The sequence below is a fragment of the Pseudoalteromonas sp. T1lg10 genome (assembly GCF_002964545.1).
Classification (GTDB): domain Bacteria; phylum Pseudomonadota; class Gammaproteobacteria; order Enterobacterales; family Alteromonadaceae; genus Pseudoalteromonas.
The window spans coordinates 132,724-151,502 of sequence record NZ_PQBV01000005.1 but is presented as its reverse complement, the minus strand read 5'-3'; the positions used below and the strand labels follow the sequence as shown (position 1 = coordinate 151,502).

The following is an 18,779-nucleotide window of genomic DNA, read 5'->3' as shown; positions in this document are numbered from 1 at the left end:
CTAGTCAAGAATATAAAAAGCTTCGAGATTATCGGCTTCGGAAATCATTTCCTGAGCGCGTTTGAGGCGATTTTGATGATCTTCCCCTTCGATAGGCACCAGTTTGGGCGTGACTAAAATAACCAACTCGGTTTTATTGTCGGTAAAGTCGCGAGACTTAAACAGCTCCCCCAGGATGGGAATGGAGCCAAGGAAGGGAACCTTGTTTACCGCTTTGGCCATCTCGCTAGATACCAAGCCGGAAATAACTATGGTGTCGCCACTGCTAACATTGACAACCGACTCCGTTTCTCGGGTTTTAAAACCCGGAACGCCATTGACCTGTACCGCTTGATCTATGGAGCTGACTTCGGCACTGACAAAAGAGACAATATTGCCCTGCTCATCGGCAACGGGCTCGATTTCTAACTTAATGCCATATTCTTTAAACTCGACATTCGCGGCACCATTGGCAGAAAGCAGCGGAATGGGTACTTCACCGCCGGCCAAAAATCGTGCTTTATCACCGCTTCGGGTGCTCAACGTTGGCTGTGCCAGCATGCGAGCGTCACCTTGCTCCGATAACAACTGAATTTGCGACGTTAAACCGGAAACAATGCCAAAATGTGCGAAACTCGTTGATCCAACCAGGGTCTCACCGAGTTGGTCAACGATGGAGTTACTGACCACCGAGGGGGATGAGACAGAAAACAAATCATTGCTGGTCCAGTTACTGATAGCGCCAAACGCCGGGCCTGCGGCACTGCTATCCCAACGTACGCCGAGGTTTTTTAAGTTGCGCTTTCTTAATTCAACAATGTCCACATCCATACGGATCATTTGCTGCATCGACAGCACCTTGGACGAAACCAGCGAGGTCACATTGGGGATGCTCGACGCTATGGTGTTGATCTTTTCAAGCTCGGGCTCGTCCACTTCGCCGTTTAATACAATCAGGGAGCCGACCTGTCGCACCTCAACGCCATCAATCCCTTTAAGCAGCGCACGAACTCGAGTTTCAAGCTCGTCGCTATTGAACTCAGACACCTTAATCTGAATCTTGATAATATTGCCTACGCCATCCCAGGCCTGGAGCTCAGTATTGCCCTCGCCTTCGGCGATAACCAAGACATGCTCATCATCAAGCACCTTGGCGCTGATCACGCCGGGCTTGGCAATAGCCAAACGGTTAACTTTTTCAATTGGCAGTAAATCCATGGTGCCAACTTGCATATCAATGGTCTGAACGGTAGCGAACACCACACCTTGATATAAGCACAATACCAAGACTGCAAGTGTCTTCAGTGACGCCTTCATAAATATTCCCTTATCTGTACTTCAATTATAAGTTCTTGTTCTTAGATGCGTAATCTAGCGCCAAAGGCGACTGTGACGGCTCTTCGACCAAGGTGTGTACGCCATTTGCGACAGCGCCTTGGCCGCCAATAATGATCTCAACCTGGCGCTGGGACCCCCCGTTATTAAAAAGAACATCGGAATTCACCGACTGGTGTTCAACCTCAAGTGCATCGCGGCGGTTTCTCAACAGTGCGACAAAGTCGCCATGCTTTTTGGCCAGGGTCACCCGAGCGGCGTCATAAGCACTCAAGTCTAAGGTGACCGTGCTGTAGTTGGACGGATCGGAGTAAATCTCGTCGACCAGCTCGCGATGCTTATCCAGGGTCACCTTGCCGGTCGCAAGTACGGTCACACGTTCAATCAAGAGATCCAAACGGCTGGCCTCTCGGCTAGCCTCATCCTTATTTTCGCGTAGTAAGAACAGGTCAACCTTATCCCCCGCAACTAGCATACCGGCGTTTGAATTGCGCTCATCGATACTGATGGTCACCGCCCGGCGGCCATCGGCTATGATGTCAGAAAATTGCTCCACCCCTTTACCTGGTAAAAACGAGCGTAAAATGGGTTGGCCTTTTGCCACATGGTCAAGCAACATTTGCCCGTCGGCTTCGGCAAAGTCGCGCGGGTGCATAGCGCCTGGCGCCAGATAATCTTGTGGTACTTCACGTACGGCAACGGCGGACTGGTCAATAATGTCGCCCTTATTAAGCTCCCTGGTTGCCACTATCACCGGCACTTTTATTATGTTGTTACGGCTATAACGCTCCTGCATTTCCGTTTCTTTTGCTTTCATATAGTTGCCCACGGACCAGGCAGCCACCCCGCCGAGGAGCAGGGAAATGAGCAGGATCACCCAGTTTTTATCCAGAAACTTAAGCTTCTTCATCGATTACTTCCTTGTTATTTTCTACCGACTTGTTTTTGGCAATGGTGGCAAAGATTTTGCGTAGCTGTAGGCGTTATATGCGCGCTTGAGCCTGTCATTTAGAATAGTCATCACATTTTTGCCCTGATAATCTTTGAGCCAAGTGTTTTCTATCAGCTCCGAACGCGGAACCGGGGTCAATAACGCGCCGGCAACTGCCGCCGTGACAATGGCGTATTCAACCGTTGACTGCCCCTTAGTTCGTTTAAAGTTGTACATCGACTCGTACCGCCGTAATGATTGAATACTGACGCTCTCTATCAAAAGTAATGTTGATATTCTCCGGACCTTTACGGGCCATAAACACGCCACTTTGTTGGTCTTGGGTGTAGGCCGAGGTCTCTATATCCCAACCGTACTTTTTAAAATAGCTGTCATAGAAATTCAGGTTTTCGGCAATAGACAGGCTATTGCGCATCAACAAGGTGTTAGAAAGCTTAACCCCGTCCTTAGCTTTAACATCTGTCACTACATAGGTGCCCAAGGGCTTGGGGAAATTCTCCAGGGCTCTGTCCAATTTCAGCAGTTCGGAGTCCGGCTCTTGCATCGAGCTGACATAAGTCAGATTGTCCTCGGCATTAAACTCGGGGATTTTAGCTGTGTAGAGCGTATCGTCTATGAGGGCGTTGATGATCCGCCAGCCACTAAGCGTCTGATCGTCGAACTTATCACTGCGCCCTTGCCATAGCTGGGTGTAATAGGCGGCAATGTCAGTGCTCGACAGCTGCGCCGAAAATGTCCAGGCCTTGACCTTTTTACCATTAACCAACATGCCATCGGAGACGGTCGTGACCATCGCCTGCTCCGGAAAGTCTATCTTTGCAAAGGCGCTGGCACTGAAAAGTAACAGCGCCGATATAAGTAGCGATTTATTCATCATTAGCATCCGTGTTATTTCCTGTTCTGTGCGCAGGCAGTTTTTCAACATCCGTGTGGCCGAGTTTCAAGCTACTTGGGCGAATAGGCCGAGCAATAGGAATATTCGACAAGAGTCTTCGTAAATTATTTAACAAGGATATGTTCAACAGGTTCGCCGGCACCAGGGATTGAACCCGTCTTCTGTTGTGTGTTTGGCTGCCGGCATTCCAGCCATCGGCGACTATGTAGTTTTTGGACACCATTTCTATTTCAAACTGACCCAAGCGTTTATTATTTTGGGTGTTACTGGCGAGTAGATCGCCATTGACGTTTTCCAGCAACTTATGGCTGTTTACCTTAATCTTGCTGCTGCCCGAATACATGCCTCGGGTCTCTAAAGAGAGGCCGCCTATTTTCAATACCGACATAGCCGAATTAAGCAAGGAGGTGACTTTGCCTGGCACGCGCTCATTATTGAGCGTATGAACCAGGTATTGCTTATTGTTTTGGTCCTTGCCGTCATTGTAGTCGGCTAACAGAAACTGGCTGTCATCCTGGCCGGCTTGATTAAAGCGGTAGTGCTGCGCCGCCTTATCTTCGTGCCACTTCTTTGTCTGCGCGCTGGCGTCGGAAAAAATCATCGACTCATGGCCATTAATAATGCGATGGGGTACCTGAGCAACCACGTCGGGGGTGCTCTTAATGGCCAGATTACCGCTGCTGCGCGACCAATTTCCTGGGGCGCGTTCAAACCATACGGTGCGTTCCCAGGCAACATAACGGGCGGCCATATCGTTATAGTGACGGGCCTCAATCAACTTGGAAAAATACGGAACCAGTAACATTAAAGGGGCAACGATAAAAGCCACAAAGATGCCCATTTCTACCAGGGATTGACCAGCTTGCTTGTTCATCACTATTTCTCCTGCGCCGCAAAGGCGAGCGCAGCAACCATGCCCCGCTCACCATTGGTGGTGTCATCCAGGGTAACCTGCCAGTATGGGTTGTATAGGTTACCGTATTCCCATTTAGAGTCGGAGCGCCCCCACAGAGCACGGTCACGAAAATAGTAAATTTTCGCCTTACTGAGCACTAACAATTCACCGTCGGGAGTGGCTGTATGCTCTTCTAAGTTGACGTTGGTCTGCGCCGGTCCGCCAGTGCCAATATTTAGCTGCTCCGAGGTGCGAATATTTTTTCGCTTTTGCGACACAGCGATGGTGAATTTTGGCGCCACGTTTTTATTCTGACTTTGTTTAATGTCGTAAAAGGGCTGCAATCCGGAATAGGCATTATTCATCTCGCTTTCATTGGTATAGGCGTAACGCGATGCCTTGCGGTTAATGGCCCGAGAGCGGCCATAATAATGGCGCGCGGTATAATTCGTTGTATCCTGATCATCACCCGCATGAGCTGCGCCCCAACCTACCGGGCGTTCACCACCACGCCACTTACAGCGAAATCGCTTACAGCTGAATCTATGAAAATGAAAGCTGAAGGTATCCATACCACTCCAGGTTTCCGCGTCACGTTCGCCATTGTTAAATAGCTCGGTTCCACCCGCCTGCTTGGCTTTATATTTCACCGGGAACAAATGAGCCGAAAAAGGAAAAGGCCAATTGAACGAACGCTTTTTACTGAAGGGATCGCGAGAATCGACGATCAAATTAAAATGGTCATCGTAACGGCCGGTGTTATCTCGCCTGTCAAAACGCCCCTGGAAACTCACCCAGTCCCTTGCCACATAATTGGCAACGCCAAGCGCAGAAATAGTATCGATATCGGCGTTTTGATTGTTTTCTTTTAATACCTTATTGGTGGTATCGACCGCCGCGACCATGGTTGCGGAACTCATCAGCTGTTGCGATCTTGAAAGCAGGCGATTGACGCCATCGGTAAACATCACCGCATATTCAAGCACCGGCTGCATATACTGATTGATTTGGGTCACGGCCGATTCTATCGCCGAAGCGATGGCAGCCGCCGGGGGGATAAAATACATAATACGGGATATATTGCGCGTCGTTTCTTCGGTCATATTGCCCCAAGACGCTAAGCCCACGTATTGGGCCACGGACACATGATTGGCCACCATGGCGCGATTGGTGTAGGCCTTGTAGTTCAAATCACGGGCCAATAACTGAGCCCCGCTTAATGCTGCGGCATCGGAGAAGTTTTGGAGCCGGGTTTTATGCAAGTTCTGCTGTGAGACATTGAATAAGTACAGTAAAGATAAGACGATTATCGATAAAAATATAAGCCCCAACACCAGGGACTGACCCTTTTCCTTGTGCATTATCGAATTCCTTTAAAGAAAGAAATAGGGAGCCAGGCCCCCTATTTCTTTTAATTGCCTAGCGCTAATAAAACGAGGTTAATCTACGGTGCCGGAACCACCCGAGCCACCACCAGAACCACCTTCTTGTGCGGCTCCTTCGTTGTAGTTACCCAGGTTATATTCTTTATCGGCATTGGTAGTTGCCTTATCAGCAGAACTCTGTGCCGCATCAATTTGCGCCGACGAGTTCTGGCCACCCACTTCCGTCGCCAGGCCTGACACCTGATTACGTATGGTTTGTCCGAAAAGACTGTAAACACCAATCGCAGAAACGGCGATCAAAGCAACAATGATGATGTACTCAACCATGCCCTGACCCAGCTGTTTTCGTAGTTGTAGCATCATGACAACTTCCCCATGTTTAGCGTTCGGAGTTATTAGTTACCTGAGCCACCGCTCTCTTGAGCCGCACCTTCGTTGTAGTTGCCCAGGTTGTACTCTTGATCGGCGTTATCCTGCGCATCTTTTGCAGAATCCTGTGCTGCTTTAATTTGTGCAGATGAATTTTGACCACCTACTTCGGTCGCCAAGCCTGATACCTGGTTACGAATTGTTTGACCAAACAAACTGTATACACCGATTGCAGATACAGCGATAAGAGCAACAATAATAATGTACTCGACCATACCCTGGCCTAATTGACGTTGTTTCATTTTCTCTCCATGCATAATTAATAAAACAAAATCATTCTAGATTAATAAAAACAAACGACCAATCATCCGATTGGAGTATTAACTCAAATTTAATATTTTAAATAACCACTAAAAATTAAAATCTGAAAGATAACCCACGAGTTGAGTGCGATTTTTCACCCCTAATTTGCGTAATAAGTTTTGCACATGGGTCTTGGCGGTGGTCTCGGCAATTTTCTTTTCTAAAGCGATTTCTTTATTGGACAGGCCTTGGATGATCAGCTGAGCTATCTCACGTTCTCGACGGGTTAATAGCGACTGCAACTGGCATTTTTCCGCCTGGCTTTTCTGTACCTGATCGATAAAGGTCGACATGGCGGCACGAGAAAACCAGCGGATATTGTTATTGAGCGCCTTAATGGCTTCATTCAGCTCTTGTGCACCCATGTCCTTATAAATGACTCCTCTGGCACCCTTACCAAGCGCCTCGAGCTCAAACGTCAGTGGACAATCGCAGCCACAACCATAAACGACCACAGCGCCAGTCAACGCCTCTTCATCAAGGCGGGAGGTCATTTCATCAAGGTCGATGAAGTTGATATTTTCTCGGCGCAGTGTTTGCCGCCAATCTGTATCGCAATGCAATGTAAAATCCCTCTTAACTATCGAGATTAACCAATAGGTATTTTCCCGCTTATTCTTGGTCTAGCTCATCGGCTATGGCATCAAGTGCTTCCAGATAGCTCTTCGTAGCGTCCTGAATGATATAGCCTTTGTTAACCTTTAGTTGCTGCTCATCTATTGGCCCACGAATAATTTCTGTCAATTCAAGAGTAAAGCCAGCATCAATATCTTCAGTTCGGTATGGAAAGGCATGGTGTTGGTAATTGATATGACGAAATAACTCGCTCATCTGATAAGTGAGTTGCGTACCGGAAAGGCCAAAGCGTATGTCTTCTCGAACGCGCTGCAATAGCCAGTTAAACTCCTCACTACTTAAGGGGGTGACCCCGCTCACCGTCGGGGACGTACTAATTCGAAAACGAATATCGCTGGGGTCTTCGGGTTTATGGCCTATCAGCTGGTGCTTTGCGCTAGGGGTATAAATAAGGTACTCGCTGGGATCAGACTGGGGGTCGAACGCCAATTCATAGATATCGCGCTCGCTTAGATTAGGCATCTGTGTGGCCATCATTTTCAACTGCGGCGCATAGTGCTCTGTCATAACCTGGTAGTTAGTGAGAAAAGCATTCTTGAGGTTATGATCTATGACATAACGACCCGTCCATTTCTCGGTCATGTAAGAGCGGTTTTCACCCTCAAGTTGGTAATCCGTGCGCAGTACTTTATCACTCACCTTGAGCACGGCGGTGCCGACTCTATTATTTTCGCCCAATGAATATAAATCATAATTAAGTATTAAATCTGCATTTGCATTAAAATTAAAAAACAATAGAAATGATATAGGAATGACGATTTTATTCATACGTGCTAGCATCAAAAAGGAACTTTTAAAATCATTCTATGGAAAAATAAAAACCAAATCTAGATCAATTTAATTTTGTATTTATGAAGGAACATAATGAAAATAAATGAATTTATAGCAACAATGTCATTTTTACTTTCTAGTCACATAGCCTTAGCAGAAACCGGCAGTAAATGTGATAAAAATATTAATGAAATATTAGATGTTAATGGATTTGACTCGCCGTACGATTATACACAACAATACCAAACAATAGATTTGAGTTATGCGTTAGAAAAAAATCAAGGCTCGGTAAGCTATGCCTTTGTATCGGGTATTGAGTTGCGCGGAAATACAAATAAAACCCGAGAATTAACGCTAGGCTATGGGCAAAAATTGTCTTCCATGGGCTATGAAGCTGTCTTTAGCTGCAATAATACTGAGTGCGGCAATGCCAATAGCCTGCAGCGTAAATTGGGCATTAGTAACACTGTGGTTGCCAAAGACGATCAGTTTCACGAACTTTGGGTAAAGGATCAGCAATACTACTCTTTGTACCTGGGGAAAATGACCGTCTTTGCGGACAACTACTTTATCGCCTTACAGCACTTTGATTTAACCGACCTGCCTACTGGGGCATCCTTACACTTCGATATCGACAGTGCGGTACTCACTCAACAGGCCAGAGCAAGTATAGATAACCTCATCACTGTAATTAACTCACATCCACAGCTTAAGTTTAGAATTACAGGCGGCACCGACAACAGCGGCTCAGCACCATATAACCACAGCCTGGGCTTAGCGCGAGCTCGGTCGGTGTATACCTATTTGTTAGCACAAGGGGTTATGCCGCATGTTTTAAGCTATGAATCGGTGGGAGAGCGCAATCCTAGGTTTGAAAACACTTCACAGGCGGGAAAAGAGAAGAATCGCCGCGTCGACATTTCTCCGCTTATTATGTAGTTGAACGAGTTGCTACGGTGGCAAGCCCACCGTAGCCATACCTTTGTTATCTGAACAATACCTTTTCTTGATTAAACCAGCGCACACAAAAGGCTAACAGGCCGACCGCGAGCAGTATGCTAGAGCCAACGATCACCGCCAGTATGCCTATCTCACTGGTGCCCTTTAACAGCTCTTTGATTGCTAAGGCCACATTAGTCACCGGAATAAATGCGGTTTTATAGGTGAGTTCCATATTCGGCATCACCGAGATCATCACAGGAATAAAGACCAGCATAGACAAGGGGCCCATGTAGTTTTGCGCTTCCTTAAAGGTGCGTGCATAGATAGAAATAGACAGCACAACACTTGAGAACATCGCCGCCAAGGGGATAAGCAATGACAGCATAGCGAGAAGCTCAACAAAGGTTATATGCGATAGCGCTATGGTGAACTCACTGACATTGACAAAGGTACGCGCCACGAACAGCCATAGCCCCATACTGAGTATGCTGAGACTGGCGGTTGCCAGGGACGCGGACAATACGGTCAAGAACTTACCCAAGACTATGTTGGTTCTGGAGATCGGAGTAAGTAACAGGGTTTCCAGCGTGCCGCGCTCTTTCTCACCGGCGCCCAGGTCGATGGCTGGGTAGACTGCACCTGTCAGTACAATGGGGATCAACAGGTATGGCAGCAGCACACCAATTTTTTCACCCCAGCTTTCACGTGCATCTGCCGTATCTACCTTCTCCAGTTTGATGGGAGATATAAGATACTCCATCTCACTTTCCTTGCTCACACCAAGTTCGTTAAAGGACTGAGTTTGCACCTTGCTTTGGTATTGCTCTTTTAACTCTTCGATATATCTAAACAGATAATTGATGCGCGCAGAATCATTATAAATCACCTGCCAGGTGGTTTGTTCCCGACTCGCCGGTTGCGCCTTGGCTTGGATCACTATCCCCACATCCAGCTCTTCATTCTGGATTGCCTGAATAATGTCATTCTTATTTGCGTAGTCGGCGCTGATCAGTTCAAAGTTCTTATGGTATTTGACGCTGTCGGTAAACTCTGGTGCCGCCTCAGCGCCTATGATATACACCTTATGAACTTCCTGCTCCGCCTCCAGATTAGCCATTGCCATCATGTAGCCAACCACGGCAAAAATAACAGGGAAGATCAGTAGCGGCAAAGCGACAACAAAAATCAGGGTTTTTCTGTCACGTAACAGCTCTTTTATTTCCTTTAAAAATACTTCAAACATGACGATGTTCCTCAAGAATATTCATAAACGCCTGGTTTAACTCCTCACTTCGGCCTTGTTGTTTAAAGGCCGCCAAGGTGCCATCAAAACAGGTGAGCCCCTGGTCAATCACAGAAACGCGGTCACACAGCAACGCCACTTCGTCGAGGTGATGGGTTGAGAACACCACGGGTGTGCCCTGCTCTTTTAGGCTTTTAATAAAATTGATCACCGTTTGTGTGGTCATAATATCCAGGCCCGTGGTCGGCTCATCCAAGATCACCACCTTAGGTCTGTGCACCACGGCGCGGGCAATATTGGTTTTTTGCTTCATGCCGGTGGAGAGATTATCGGCACGTTTATCCAAAAAGCTGTGCATATCCAGCAGGGTAAACAGCTCATCGCATCGTTGCTTAAGCTCGGCCCCTTTCATGCCATGCAATTTGGCAAAATATTCGACATTTTCTTTGGCGGTCAAACGACCATAGAGCCCGGTTGAGCCGGATAAAAATCCGATAGCCTTACGCCCGGCCAAAGGTTTCCTCACTAAATCAACGCCACCGACTTCGATACTGCCTTCATCCGGTTTAAGCGCCGTAGAGAGCATACGCAAGGTGGTGGTTTTACCGGCGCCGTTAGGTCCAAGCAGGCCCAAGACTTCACCTTGTTCGCAATGAAAATGCACATCACGGACGGAATGAAAATAATCTTTTTCTTCGCGTGGGTCTTGCTGTGTCTCGCTGATCCCTTTTTTATGATCCTTGGTGAGCTTGAACTTCTTCTTAAGCCCGTTCACGCTTATCATTTGTTATTCTTCCTTCGTTTTGGCCTAAAGTAGTCGGTATTGGCATAAAAATCGGCGTTATTATTGTCTTCATACCATTGCGGCACCCCCAGTAATGGCAGTGGCGACATGGCTGAGTTATCCGCCAACACCCTATCTGTCGCTATCATCTCATAGAGGCGCTCATCTAGGTAGTTGTATTGGCTCGCTAAATCTTTACAAAATATATCAGGACTCACAGGCACAAACAGGGCTTTGCCGGTTAAGCCAATAAAGGGCTGGGTCAGCATTTCATAATTTGCATGACCAAAGGTGTAAGCACGGATTTCGCGCTGCCACTGCTCGCGGCGCGTCACGAACACCTCATGCCATTGGTGCTCACGAAATGCCTCAATCCAACTTGAGTCCGTCACCGCTAAGATCACCGCACATTCGTCGAACAGCGTCAGGGCATTGCGCATCTTGCTGCGCTGCGTGCCCTGCTGCGCCGCCATTTCATCGATATGTAAACGATTCAACAAGGCCTTGGTTTTTGGAAACAGGTGCCACATAAAGGCACCAAAAAGGTCGTGCCAGTTATGCTGACGGGTCGGCACCTTGCCAGTTTCGTAAATAAAAGACTCGTAATAACGCCCATCCTGTTCAAACTCAGCGTTATCAATAAACTTAAGAGGCACTTTATTAGCGTTAACTAGAGTGTGGCGATTAAGCTGGTCCAAGGTCGGCCAATCCGTAAATTGGTCCAGAGCAAAAAGCGCATTTAAATGGGCGAAGGCGCCGCTTTGCAAACAGGCGGTTTGCCAGTGTTCAAAAGGGGTAAAACGTTTCATTACTGCGATTATTAGGCGTAAATTTTGCGTAGTTTAGCGCAAAAACTGGTTTAATTTTACCGCTATCCTTATACTGGCTGGGTCTTATAGCAATGAAACCAATAATTATGAAACGCTATTTTCCTTTGACTCTACTCAGCGCGGCTATTCTTGCCGGCTGTGCGAGCACACAGATCAGCAACCAGGATGTAATGGCTGGTTGGAACAGTATCAATGCCGAGCAATTGGCCACGCATGTCAAAACTCTAGCCTCTGATGAATTCGGTGGCCGTGCCCCTTCTTCTAAAGGCGAAGAGCTAACCTTGGCTTATTTAACCGAGCAATTTAAAGCTCTGGGTTATCAGCCTGGTAACGGTGACAGCTTTTTACAACAAGTGCCGTTGGTCTCTATCGAGGCCGATGCCAATATGGCCCTGCACATTGGTGGCAAAGACTACCAATACAAAAAAGACATGGTGATGGGCACCAGCCGTATCAGTGCCAAAGAAAGCATTAAAGATTCCGAGCTAGTGTTTGTTGGCTATGGTGTGAATGCCCCAGAATACAAGTGGAACGACTACGAAGGCCTGGATGTGAAAGGCAAAACCGTGGTTATGCTGGTGAACGACCCTGGCTTTGCCACCAAGAATCCGGAACTTTTTACCGGCGATGCCATGACCTACTACGGCCGCTGGACATACAAGTTTGAAGAAGCCAGCCGTCAAGGTGCCGCCGGTGCCATCATAGTGCATGAAACCGCACCGGCCTCCTACCCTTGGTCCGTGGTAGAGAACTCTTGGAGTGGCCCACAGTTTGGCTTCCAAAAAGACAACAACAATATGGACCGCGTTGCCGTTGAGGGCTGGGTTACTGTAGATGTGGCCAAGGAGCTATTCACCAAGGCCGGTCTTGATTTCGAGCAGGCCAAGCAACGTGCCGCCGAGGGCGCCTACCATGTGGATATGGGTGACCTGACTGCCAGCGTTGAGGTAAACAGCGAAATCAAAAAGTCGGTCTCGTACAACTTTATCGCCACCCTCCCGGGCAGTAAAAAGCCGGACGAGCACATTATCTACTCGGCCCACTGGGATCACCTGGGTACGGATAAAAACCGTAAAGGCGACCAGATTTATAACGGTGCCCACGATAACGCTACCGGCACAGGCGGCATGATTGAAGTAGCCGAAGCCTTCACCAAGTTACCGCGCCACCCAGATCGCTCCATCACCTTCTTGGCGGTCACCGCCGAAGAGCAAGGCCTGCTGGGCGCCAAATACTATGCCGCTAATCCGATTATTGCCACAGACAAAACCGTGGCCAATATCAATATGGATAGCTTAAACCTGCTTGGTAAAGTTAAAGATGTCAGCGTCGTTGGCATGGGTAAATCTGAGCTCGACGATATGCTAGGTGAAGCCGCGAAAATGCAGGAGCGCACCATTTCCGGCGATCCTAAGCCAAGCTCGGGTGGTTACTACCGCTCGGATCACTTCGCTTTTGCCAACCTGGGTGTTCCAGCCATGTACGCTGGCGGCGGCAGTGAAGCCCGCGACGAAGAAACCGCTCAATACCGTAAGCGCATGAGCCTGGTACTGCGTGGTTGTTATCATCAGCCTTGCGACCGTTACCGCGATGAGTGGGATCTTTCCGGCGCGGTACAAGACCTGCAATTGTTCTACAAGGTGGGTTTTGATATCTCACAACAAGAGCAATGGCCAAAGTGGTATGCTAATTCTGAGTTCCAGCGCGCCAAATAGGTGAGCTGATATACCAAAGACATAAAAAAAGCCGGTTTTAAAACCGGCTTTTTTCATTCGCTAAGATTAGATGGCAGCGCCTTCTAAAGCAGCATCTTTTGGATTTGGACCGTGGTCGTTGTCACCGTCTTGGCTATCTTGTACGAAGAAGATAAGAAGTACGATAAAACCGATAAGCGGTAGGAAGTAAAGTAACTGCCACCAACCTGAGCGGCCAGTGTCATGAAGACGACGCGCACCGATTGCCAAGCTTGGGATCAATAGCGCAAGCGAGTAAATCATACCGACAAACGCAGTGCCAAGTACGGCATCAATCACTACCGTAACGATAGAGAAAATAAGGTAGAAAAGGATAAACATCCAATAGCCTTTACGGCGAGTACGGCCAGAAAAATCAGCGTATCGCTTTAGCGCTTCCATAAAATATTCCATAGCAGATCCTATATATTATTGTTAATTCCAATGTGCGAATTAGTTTCTAGCTCGCATATTTACCTTAAGAACAAAGGCTTATGAGATGATAATTCAATCCTCGCATAAAAAAAACCAGCCGAAGCTGGTTTTTCATAACAGGAACAACTGGTTAGACCAGTTTTAACTCATCGCCATCAACATTTTTGTCGGTTGCTCTAGGTAGTCTTTCCACAAGTTGTTGAAGCGGGCAATGGTGCCGCCATCGATTACGCGGTGGTCGCCAGACCAGCTAACCTGCATAATGGCACGAGCCTCAACTTCGCCCTTGGCGTTAAAGCGCGGCAAATGCTGCAGCTTACCCAGGGCCACAATCGCCACCTCAGGCTTGTTGATAATAGGCGTCGCCGTAGTACCGCCGATGGCGCCGATATTCGAAATCGAAATGGTGCCAGACTTAAGATCCGCCGGCGCTACACGACCTTCACGGGCGCTGTCCGTAAGACGCGTTACTTCGTTAGCCACATCAACAATAGACTTGTTCTGTACCTGCTTCACGTTTGGTACCAATAGACCCAATTTAGAGTCAACGGCCATACCAATGTTGTGATCGTCAAAATACGTTAATTCGGTGCAATCATCATTCACCTGGGCATTGAGGATCGGGAATTCCTTCATCGCCAATGACAATGCCTTGATGAAGAATGGCATCATGGTGAGTTTCACACCTTGTTGCTTATACTCATCTTTTAGGCCACCGCGCAGGGCGATCAGATCGGTCAAATCGATTTCATCACTGTAGGTGAAATGCGGAATAGTCGACACCGAGCGCACCATCTGCTTGGCCATTGCCGCCTTCATGCCCTTAATCGGCTCGACGCGTGTACCACCGCTTACCACAGCTGAAGGTGCTGCGCTTGCTTGCTCTGCAGGCTTAGCGGATGCACCACCGGCAATAAAGCGCTCGATATCTTCTTTGAATACACGACCATTTTTGCCTGAGCCAGGAACCGTGCTGATATCCACATCCAGTTCACGCGCACGACGGCGCACAGCAGGTGAAGCCAGGGCTTTACCTTGGGCTACAGGTTCGCTTGATGGCTTATCGGCATTGGCTGTTTGTGCTGGTGCGGCTGCTTGAACAGCGGGAGCCGCAGCAGTGTTTGCAGCATTCGCTGACGCACCGGCGATTTCCATCTGGAATAATGGGCTGTGCACCTTGGCAATATCACCTTTTTGGTAATATAGCTTCATCACCTTGCCATCGTACTTGGCGGGGATCTGTACCAAAGCCTTATCGGTCATTACGTCACAAACGGGCTGGTCTTCTTTGATCTCATCGCCTTCGCTGATAAGCCACTCAACCACTTCACACTCGACGATACCTTCACCGATATCCGGCAGAATAAAGTCTTCAAGGGCGCCACCTTGGTGACCACCTTGGGAAGCGCTTTGAGCCGCAGGTGCTGCTTCGGCAAGAGGTGCTGCAGCTGCGCTGCTTTCCTCACCAGCCACATCCATGGCAAACAAGGGGGCATGAACCTTGGCGATATCGCCCTTGGCATAGTAAAGCTCTGTGATCACGCCATCATGTACCGCAGGGATCTGAACCAGCGCCTTGTCCGTCATTACGTCACAAATTGGCTGGTCTTCTTTAACCACATCGCCCACGGCAACAAGCCATTCAACCACTTCACACTCGACGATACCTTCGCCGATATCTGGTAGGATAAAATCTTTAGCCATGTCAGCCCCTTAAAACTCAACCGCGTTTTTAATCGCCTCGAATACCTTTAAGGCATCTGGGATATATTCTTTTTCTAATGCCAACGGATATGGAGTATCAAGACCACATACACGCGCAATCGGCGACTCCAGGTGCAAGAAACACTCTTGCTGGATGGTGGCAACAATCTCGGCACCAAAACCATTGGTGATAGGCGCTTCGTGGCTGACCACCAAACGGCCGGTTTTCTTCACCGAGTTGGCAACGGTTTCGACATCCCAAGGCAAGATGCTGCGAAGGTCAATCAATTCAACGCTAATGCCCTGCTCTTTGGCTTTCTCGGCAGCAGCACTGATGATTTCCATCTGTGCACCCCAGGCCAGCACGGTTACGTCTTTACCTTCTTGCACAACCTCGGCCTTGCCAAGTTCGATGCTGTAATCCTCTTCCGGTACTTCACCTACCGAAGCACGGTATAGGCGCTTAGGCTCAAAGAAGATCACTGGGTTATCGTCTTTAATGGCCGCACGCAATAGGCCTTTGGCCTGATACGGGTCGCGTGGCACAACGATTTTCAGACCCGGAGTATGGGCAAAATACGCTTCCGGTGATTGCGAGTGATACAAACCACCGGCAATACCACCGCCGTACGGAGTACGTATGGTCAGGTTACCAACATTAAATTCATTACCACTGCGGTAACGGAACTTAGCCGACTCGTTAACGATTTGGTCAAAGGCCGGGAAGATATAATCGGCAAATTGAATTTCGGCAATGGCCGGCGCACCGAAGGCGGCAAGACCATTGGCGAAACCGGCAATACCCTGCTCGGTTAGCGGTGTGTTGAAAACACGGTGCTTACCGTATTTTTCCTGCAGGCCAGAAGTGGCGCGGAACACACCACCGAAATAACCCACGTCTTCACCAAAAATACAGGCGTGGTCATTCTCGGCCATGGTGATATCCAGGGCTGAGTTAATGGCATGGAGCATATTCATTGTTTTCATTATTTGATTCTCCCTGCTGTAATTGGGTAAGCGTCCGGGTACTTCTTAATATGAGATTTTAATTGCTCATATTGCGCCTGCAGGCTTGGAATTGGCGTGTCATACACATCGCTGATCAAATCTTCAAGCGGTGGCTTAGCTACTTTCTCGGCAACCTTAAGGGCATCAAGAATCTGCTCACGTACCTGCTCTTTCACCTGCTCGTCTTCTTGCTCGTTTAACCAACCTTGAGCCACAAGCCAGGTACGGAAACGGGCCACCGGGCAATTTTCGCGGTAGCTTGCTTCTTCATCTTTCGAGCGGTAACCACTTGGATCATCCGACGTTGAGTGTGCACCCAAACGATACGCCAAAGACTCGATAAGCACAGGCTCACCGGTTTTAGTGGCGTGATCGCGCGCCGCTTTAGTCGCTGCATACACGGCAAGGGCATCACCACCGTCAACACGAATGGTTTTAATGCCATAACCCACACCGCGTGAGGCAATACCGTCACCGGCAAATTGCTCTTCGGCAGGCGTAGAAATCGCATAGCCATTGTTACGGGCGAAGAAGATCACCGGTGCTTTATGCACCGCCGCCATGTTCAGACCGGCGTGGAAGTCGCCCTCTGAGGCCGCACCTTCACCGAAGTAACAAATGGTGATGTTATCGATTTCGCTATCAAGCTCGCCACTTTGCTTATTGATATGCTTAATTTTCTGGCCGTAAGCATAACCGCTCGCTTGCGGAATTTGTGTGCCCAGCGGCGAAGAGATGGTCATATAGTTCAGTTCATTTGAACCATAGTGGATAGGCATCTGACGGCCCTTACCCAGGTCCAGCTCGTTAGAGAACATCTGGTTCATAAACTGTTCTAGGGTAAAACCACGGTAGCGCAGCGCCGCTTGCTCGCGGTATTGCGCCATGATCATGTCGTTATCATCCAAAGCCGCAGCACTGGCGGTAACCGCCGCTTCTTCACCTAGACACTGCATATAGAAGCTAACACGACCTTGACGTTGTGCCGCTTGCATACGCTCATCCAGGGCGCGGATAAAGCGCATGGTGTCATAAATTTTTAGTGCCGTATCTTGATCGATTTCAGGCACGGTGGCGCCTTCGCTTACAGTACCTTGCTCATTAAGGACACGGTAAGTGGGTATATTAAGCGCGTGGCTGTCAATGAACGCTAGTTCGTGACTGATATTCAACGAAACGTTATTGGGGTTAGTCATAACCTTCCCTTCTCTTGTTGTCATGTCACTAGGCACAGGTTTGTTATTGTGGCTTCTGCGTGGGCGAAAAATTGAAATAAACAATTCAACCGCAGTGAATATGCAGAATAATATTTCTACACATGGTGCCTAGTTTAAATTATGCTGCCGCCACTTTACGTCAACGTAAAGGCTTATTCAACTAATCATAGTCGAATAATTGCATCATTCATAACATGGGGTTGGCAAGTTCGGTGTACGCCTCATAACACACTGTAATAGTTGGATATTATGAGGCGAAGTGGTCAGATCAGATAAATTCGTCGGACAATTCGGTGGGGATAACGGTCAGCAAAGCACGCTGCCCCAGGGCCACCTTGGCGTTAGGGAAAATAATGGCTTCTCCCTCAACTTCGGCGCGTATTTCTTCACCACCATCGTGGCCAAGTAACTCACCTTTAGCAAAGCCCGTGAAGTTAGGCACATCGTCAGAAAAGGTGAAGGAGAAGTCTTCATGATGGCGATTAATGGTGCGATACACAGAGAATAGCTCAACGTCTTCTGCGCGCAGTGGCGGATAGCTCACCTCATTTTGGCTGATCAAGTTCGCCAGGGTCACCTTGGTCTTTTCAAAGCGGGCCATATCGTTTTCACCAAATGGGCGCACCTTACCCAATTCAATGGTAAAGGCATCGGCACCAAAGTGACGCGATGAGAAATAGCTAAAGGTAGAGGCTGGCTCGGCCATCAACAATACGGTTTGTACGCCACAGCTTAGCAAGAACTGCAGCTGTTCGCGCTTGTGCGGTTTGCCGTGTAAATAGGGGTAAACGGCAAACTTTTCATTTTTTGAGTCGCGAATCGCGGTATGCAGGTCATAATGGGCGCGATAACGGCCCTCGCCTGGCGCTGTAAAAAACGCTTCCACATATTCTTCGAGCTTTTTCGCACGCTCACGCTCTGGGTTGGTTACCTCGCCAACGCTGTGTTTGCCACAAAACAGGCGATTAAGGTTTTCATCAACAAAACGCTCGCCAATATTAATGGACTTGGGATTGCCAAAGATAAACATTACGCGATGAGTCAATTCCAAGGTACCGGCAATAATGGCGCGGATCAGCTGATCGCAGATTTCAATGGGCGCAGTTTCGTTGCCGTGCACGGCGCTGGAGAAGATAAAATCCTTGTGGCCATAGTCCTTCGGCTCGAATTGGATCACCCCAGTGTCAAGGACCTTTACATGAGTACCATTATCAAGAGTGAACTGCTCTGGCGCCAAAGTGAATTCATTTTCTCGGGTAATGCCGAGGAAGTCGCCACTTTGCTGAAGACGTTGTAAATACAT

Annotated in this window: 20 protein-coding genes; 2 read left to right on the top strand and 18 right to left on the bottom strand. The window is 48.4% G+C overall.

What is annotated here, in order from left to right; genetic code table 11:
- From C2M17_RS05670 to C2M17_RS05625, 10 genes are all read right to left on the bottom strand, one after another.
- Positions 1 to 1,296, bottom strand: a complete 1,296-nt coding sequence (locus C2M17_RS05670) for a type II and III secretion system protein family protein (protein WP_105199896.1) — start codon at positions 1,294 to 1,296, stop codon at positions 1 to 3.
- 25 nt (positions 1,297 to 1,321) lie between these two features.
- Complete coding sequence (cpaB, locus tag C2M17_RS05665) at positions 1,322 to 2,224, bottom strand: Flp pilus assembly protein CpaB (protein WP_105199895.1); 903 nt, start codon at positions 2,222 to 2,224, stop codon at positions 1,322 to 1,324.
- 21 nt (positions 2,225 to 2,245) lie between these two features.
- Positions 2,246 to 2,482 (bottom strand): hypothetical protein, encoded by a 237-nt coding sequence (locus C2M17_RS05660; protein WP_105199894.1) that lies wholly within the window; start codon positions 2,480 to 2,482, stop codon positions 2,246 to 2,248.
- Entirely contained in the window at positions 2,469 to 3,143 is a 675-nt protein-coding gene (locus C2M17_RS05655; RefSeq protein ID WP_158681460.1) for a hypothetical protein, read from the bottom strand. Before C2M17_RS05655 ends, C2M17_RS05660 begins: the two co-directional genes overlap by 14 nt.
- Positions 3,133 to 4,035: a hypothetical protein gene (locus C2M17_RS05650; protein WP_105199892.1), complete on the bottom strand. Its 903-nt coding sequence runs from the start codon at positions 4,033 to 4,035 to the stop codon at positions 3,133 to 3,135. The genes C2M17_RS05655 and C2M17_RS05650 overlap by 11 nt, the downstream gene beginning before the upstream one ends.
- 2 nt (positions 4,036 to 4,037) lie before the next feature.
- Positions 4,038 to 5,417 (bottom strand): Tad domain-containing protein, encoded by a 1,380-nt coding sequence (locus C2M17_RS05645; RefSeq protein WP_105199891.1) that lies wholly within the window; start codon positions 5,415 to 5,417, stop codon positions 4,038 to 4,040.
- A 78-nt stretch (positions 5,418 to 5,495) separates the two neighbouring features.
- Positions 5,496 to 5,804, bottom strand: coding sequence for a Flp family type IVb pilin (locus C2M17_RS05640; protein WP_442792598.1), 309 nt, complete (start codon positions 5,802 to 5,804; stop codon positions 5,496 to 5,498).
- Between the two features lie 32 nt (positions 5,805 to 5,836).
- A complete protein-coding gene (locus tag C2M17_RS05635) occupies positions 5,837 to 6,112 on the bottom strand; it encodes a Flp family type IVb pilin (protein ID WP_105199890.1) in 276 nt (91 codons plus the stop codon).
- 108 nt (positions 6,113 to 6,220) lie between these two features.
- Entirely contained in the window at positions 6,221 to 6,736 is a 516-nt protein-coding gene (locus C2M17_RS05630; protein ID WP_105199889.1) for a response regulator transcription factor, read from the bottom strand.
- A 49-nt stretch (positions 6,737 to 6,785) separates the two neighbouring features.
- Complete coding sequence (locus C2M17_RS05625) at positions 6,786 to 7,487, bottom strand: hypothetical protein (RefSeq protein WP_158681462.1); 702 nt, start codon at positions 7,485 to 7,487, stop codon at positions 6,786 to 6,788.
- A gap of 186 nt (positions 7,488 to 7,673) precedes the next feature.
- Here C2M17_RS05625 and C2M17_RS05620 point away from each other — a divergent pair, with 186 nt between their 5' ends.
- Positions 7,674 to 8,519, top strand: a complete 846-nt coding sequence (locus tag C2M17_RS05620) for an OmpA family protein (RefSeq protein WP_105199887.1) — start codon at positions 7,674 to 7,676, stop codon at positions 8,517 to 8,519.
- A gap of 46 nt (positions 8,520 to 8,565) precedes the next feature.
- On the opposite strand, the gene C2M17_RS05615 is transcribed toward C2M17_RS05620, so the two are convergent.
- Genes C2M17_RS05615 through C2M17_RS05605 form a run of 3 tightly spaced genes read right to left on the bottom strand, consistent with a single transcriptional unit; the run spans position 8,566 to position 11,358 of the window.
- Positions 8,566 to 9,765 carry an ABC transporter permease gene (locus tag C2M17_RS05615; RefSeq protein WP_105199886.1) on the bottom strand — a complete coding sequence of 400 codons (1,200 nt, stop codon included), beginning with the start codon at positions 9,763 to 9,765 and terminating at the stop codon, positions 8,566 to 8,568.
- A complete protein-coding gene (locus C2M17_RS05610; RefSeq protein ID WP_105199885.1) occupies positions 9,758 to 10,549 on the bottom strand; it encodes an ABC transporter ATP-binding protein in 792 nt (263 codons plus the stop codon). Before C2M17_RS05610 ends, C2M17_RS05615 begins: the two co-directional genes overlap by 8 nt.
- Positions 10,546 to 11,358 carry a DUF3025 domain-containing protein gene (locus C2M17_RS05605; protein WP_105199884.1) on the bottom strand — a complete coding sequence of 271 codons (813 nt, stop codon included), beginning with the start codon at positions 11,356 to 11,358 and terminating at the stop codon, positions 10,546 to 10,548. Before C2M17_RS05605 ends, C2M17_RS05610 begins: the two co-directional genes overlap by 4 nt.
- Before the next feature lie 107 nt (positions 11,359 to 11,465).
- Between C2M17_RS05605 and C2M17_RS05600 the strand changes: the two genes are divergently transcribed.
- On the top strand, positions 11,466 to 13,094 hold the full coding sequence (locus C2M17_RS05600) for a M28 family metallopeptidase (protein ID WP_105199883.1): 1,629 nt from the start codon (positions 11,466 to 11,468) through the stop codon (positions 13,092 to 13,094).
- Positions 13,095 to 13,160: 66 nt separating this feature from the next.
- Here C2M17_RS05600 and C2M17_RS05595 read toward each other — a convergent pair whose 3' ends face one another.
- The 5 genes from C2M17_RS05595 to astE all read right to left on the bottom strand — a co-directional run bounded on the left by C2M17_RS05595 (position 13,161) and on the right by astE (position 18,779).
- Positions 13,161 to 13,526 carry a DUF805 domain-containing protein gene (locus C2M17_RS05595; RefSeq protein WP_105199882.1) on the bottom strand — a complete coding sequence of 122 codons (366 nt, stop codon included), beginning with the start codon at positions 13,524 to 13,526 and terminating at the stop codon, positions 13,161 to 13,163.
- A 162-nt stretch (positions 13,527 to 13,688) separates the two neighbouring features.
- The gene (locus tag C2M17_RS05590) at positions 13,689 to 15,251 is read right to left on the bottom strand and encodes a dihydrolipoyllysine-residue acetyltransferase (protein ID WP_105199881.1); all 1,563 of its coding nucleotides are present in this window, start codon (positions 15,249 to 15,251) and stop codon (positions 13,689 to 13,691) included.
- 9 nt (positions 15,252 to 15,260) lie between these two features.
- Positions 15,261 to 16,238, bottom strand: coding sequence for an alpha-ketoacid dehydrogenase subunit beta (locus tag C2M17_RS05585; protein ID WP_105189631.1), 978 nt, complete (start codon positions 16,236 to 16,238; stop codon positions 15,261 to 15,263).
- The gene (locus C2M17_RS05580; protein WP_105199880.1) at positions 16,238 to 17,455 is read right to left on the bottom strand and encodes a thiamine pyrophosphate-dependent dehydrogenase E1 component subunit alpha; all 1,218 of its coding nucleotides are present in this window, start codon (positions 17,453 to 17,455) and stop codon (positions 16,238 to 16,240) included. Before C2M17_RS05580 ends, C2M17_RS05585 begins: the two co-directional genes overlap by 1 nt.
- 289 nt (positions 17,456 to 17,744) lie before the next feature.
- Positions 17,745 to 18,779: a succinylglutamate desuccinylase gene (astE, locus tag C2M17_RS05575; RefSeq protein ID WP_199775996.1), complete on the bottom strand. Its 1,035-nt coding sequence runs from the start codon at positions 18,777 to 18,779 to the stop codon at positions 17,745 to 17,747.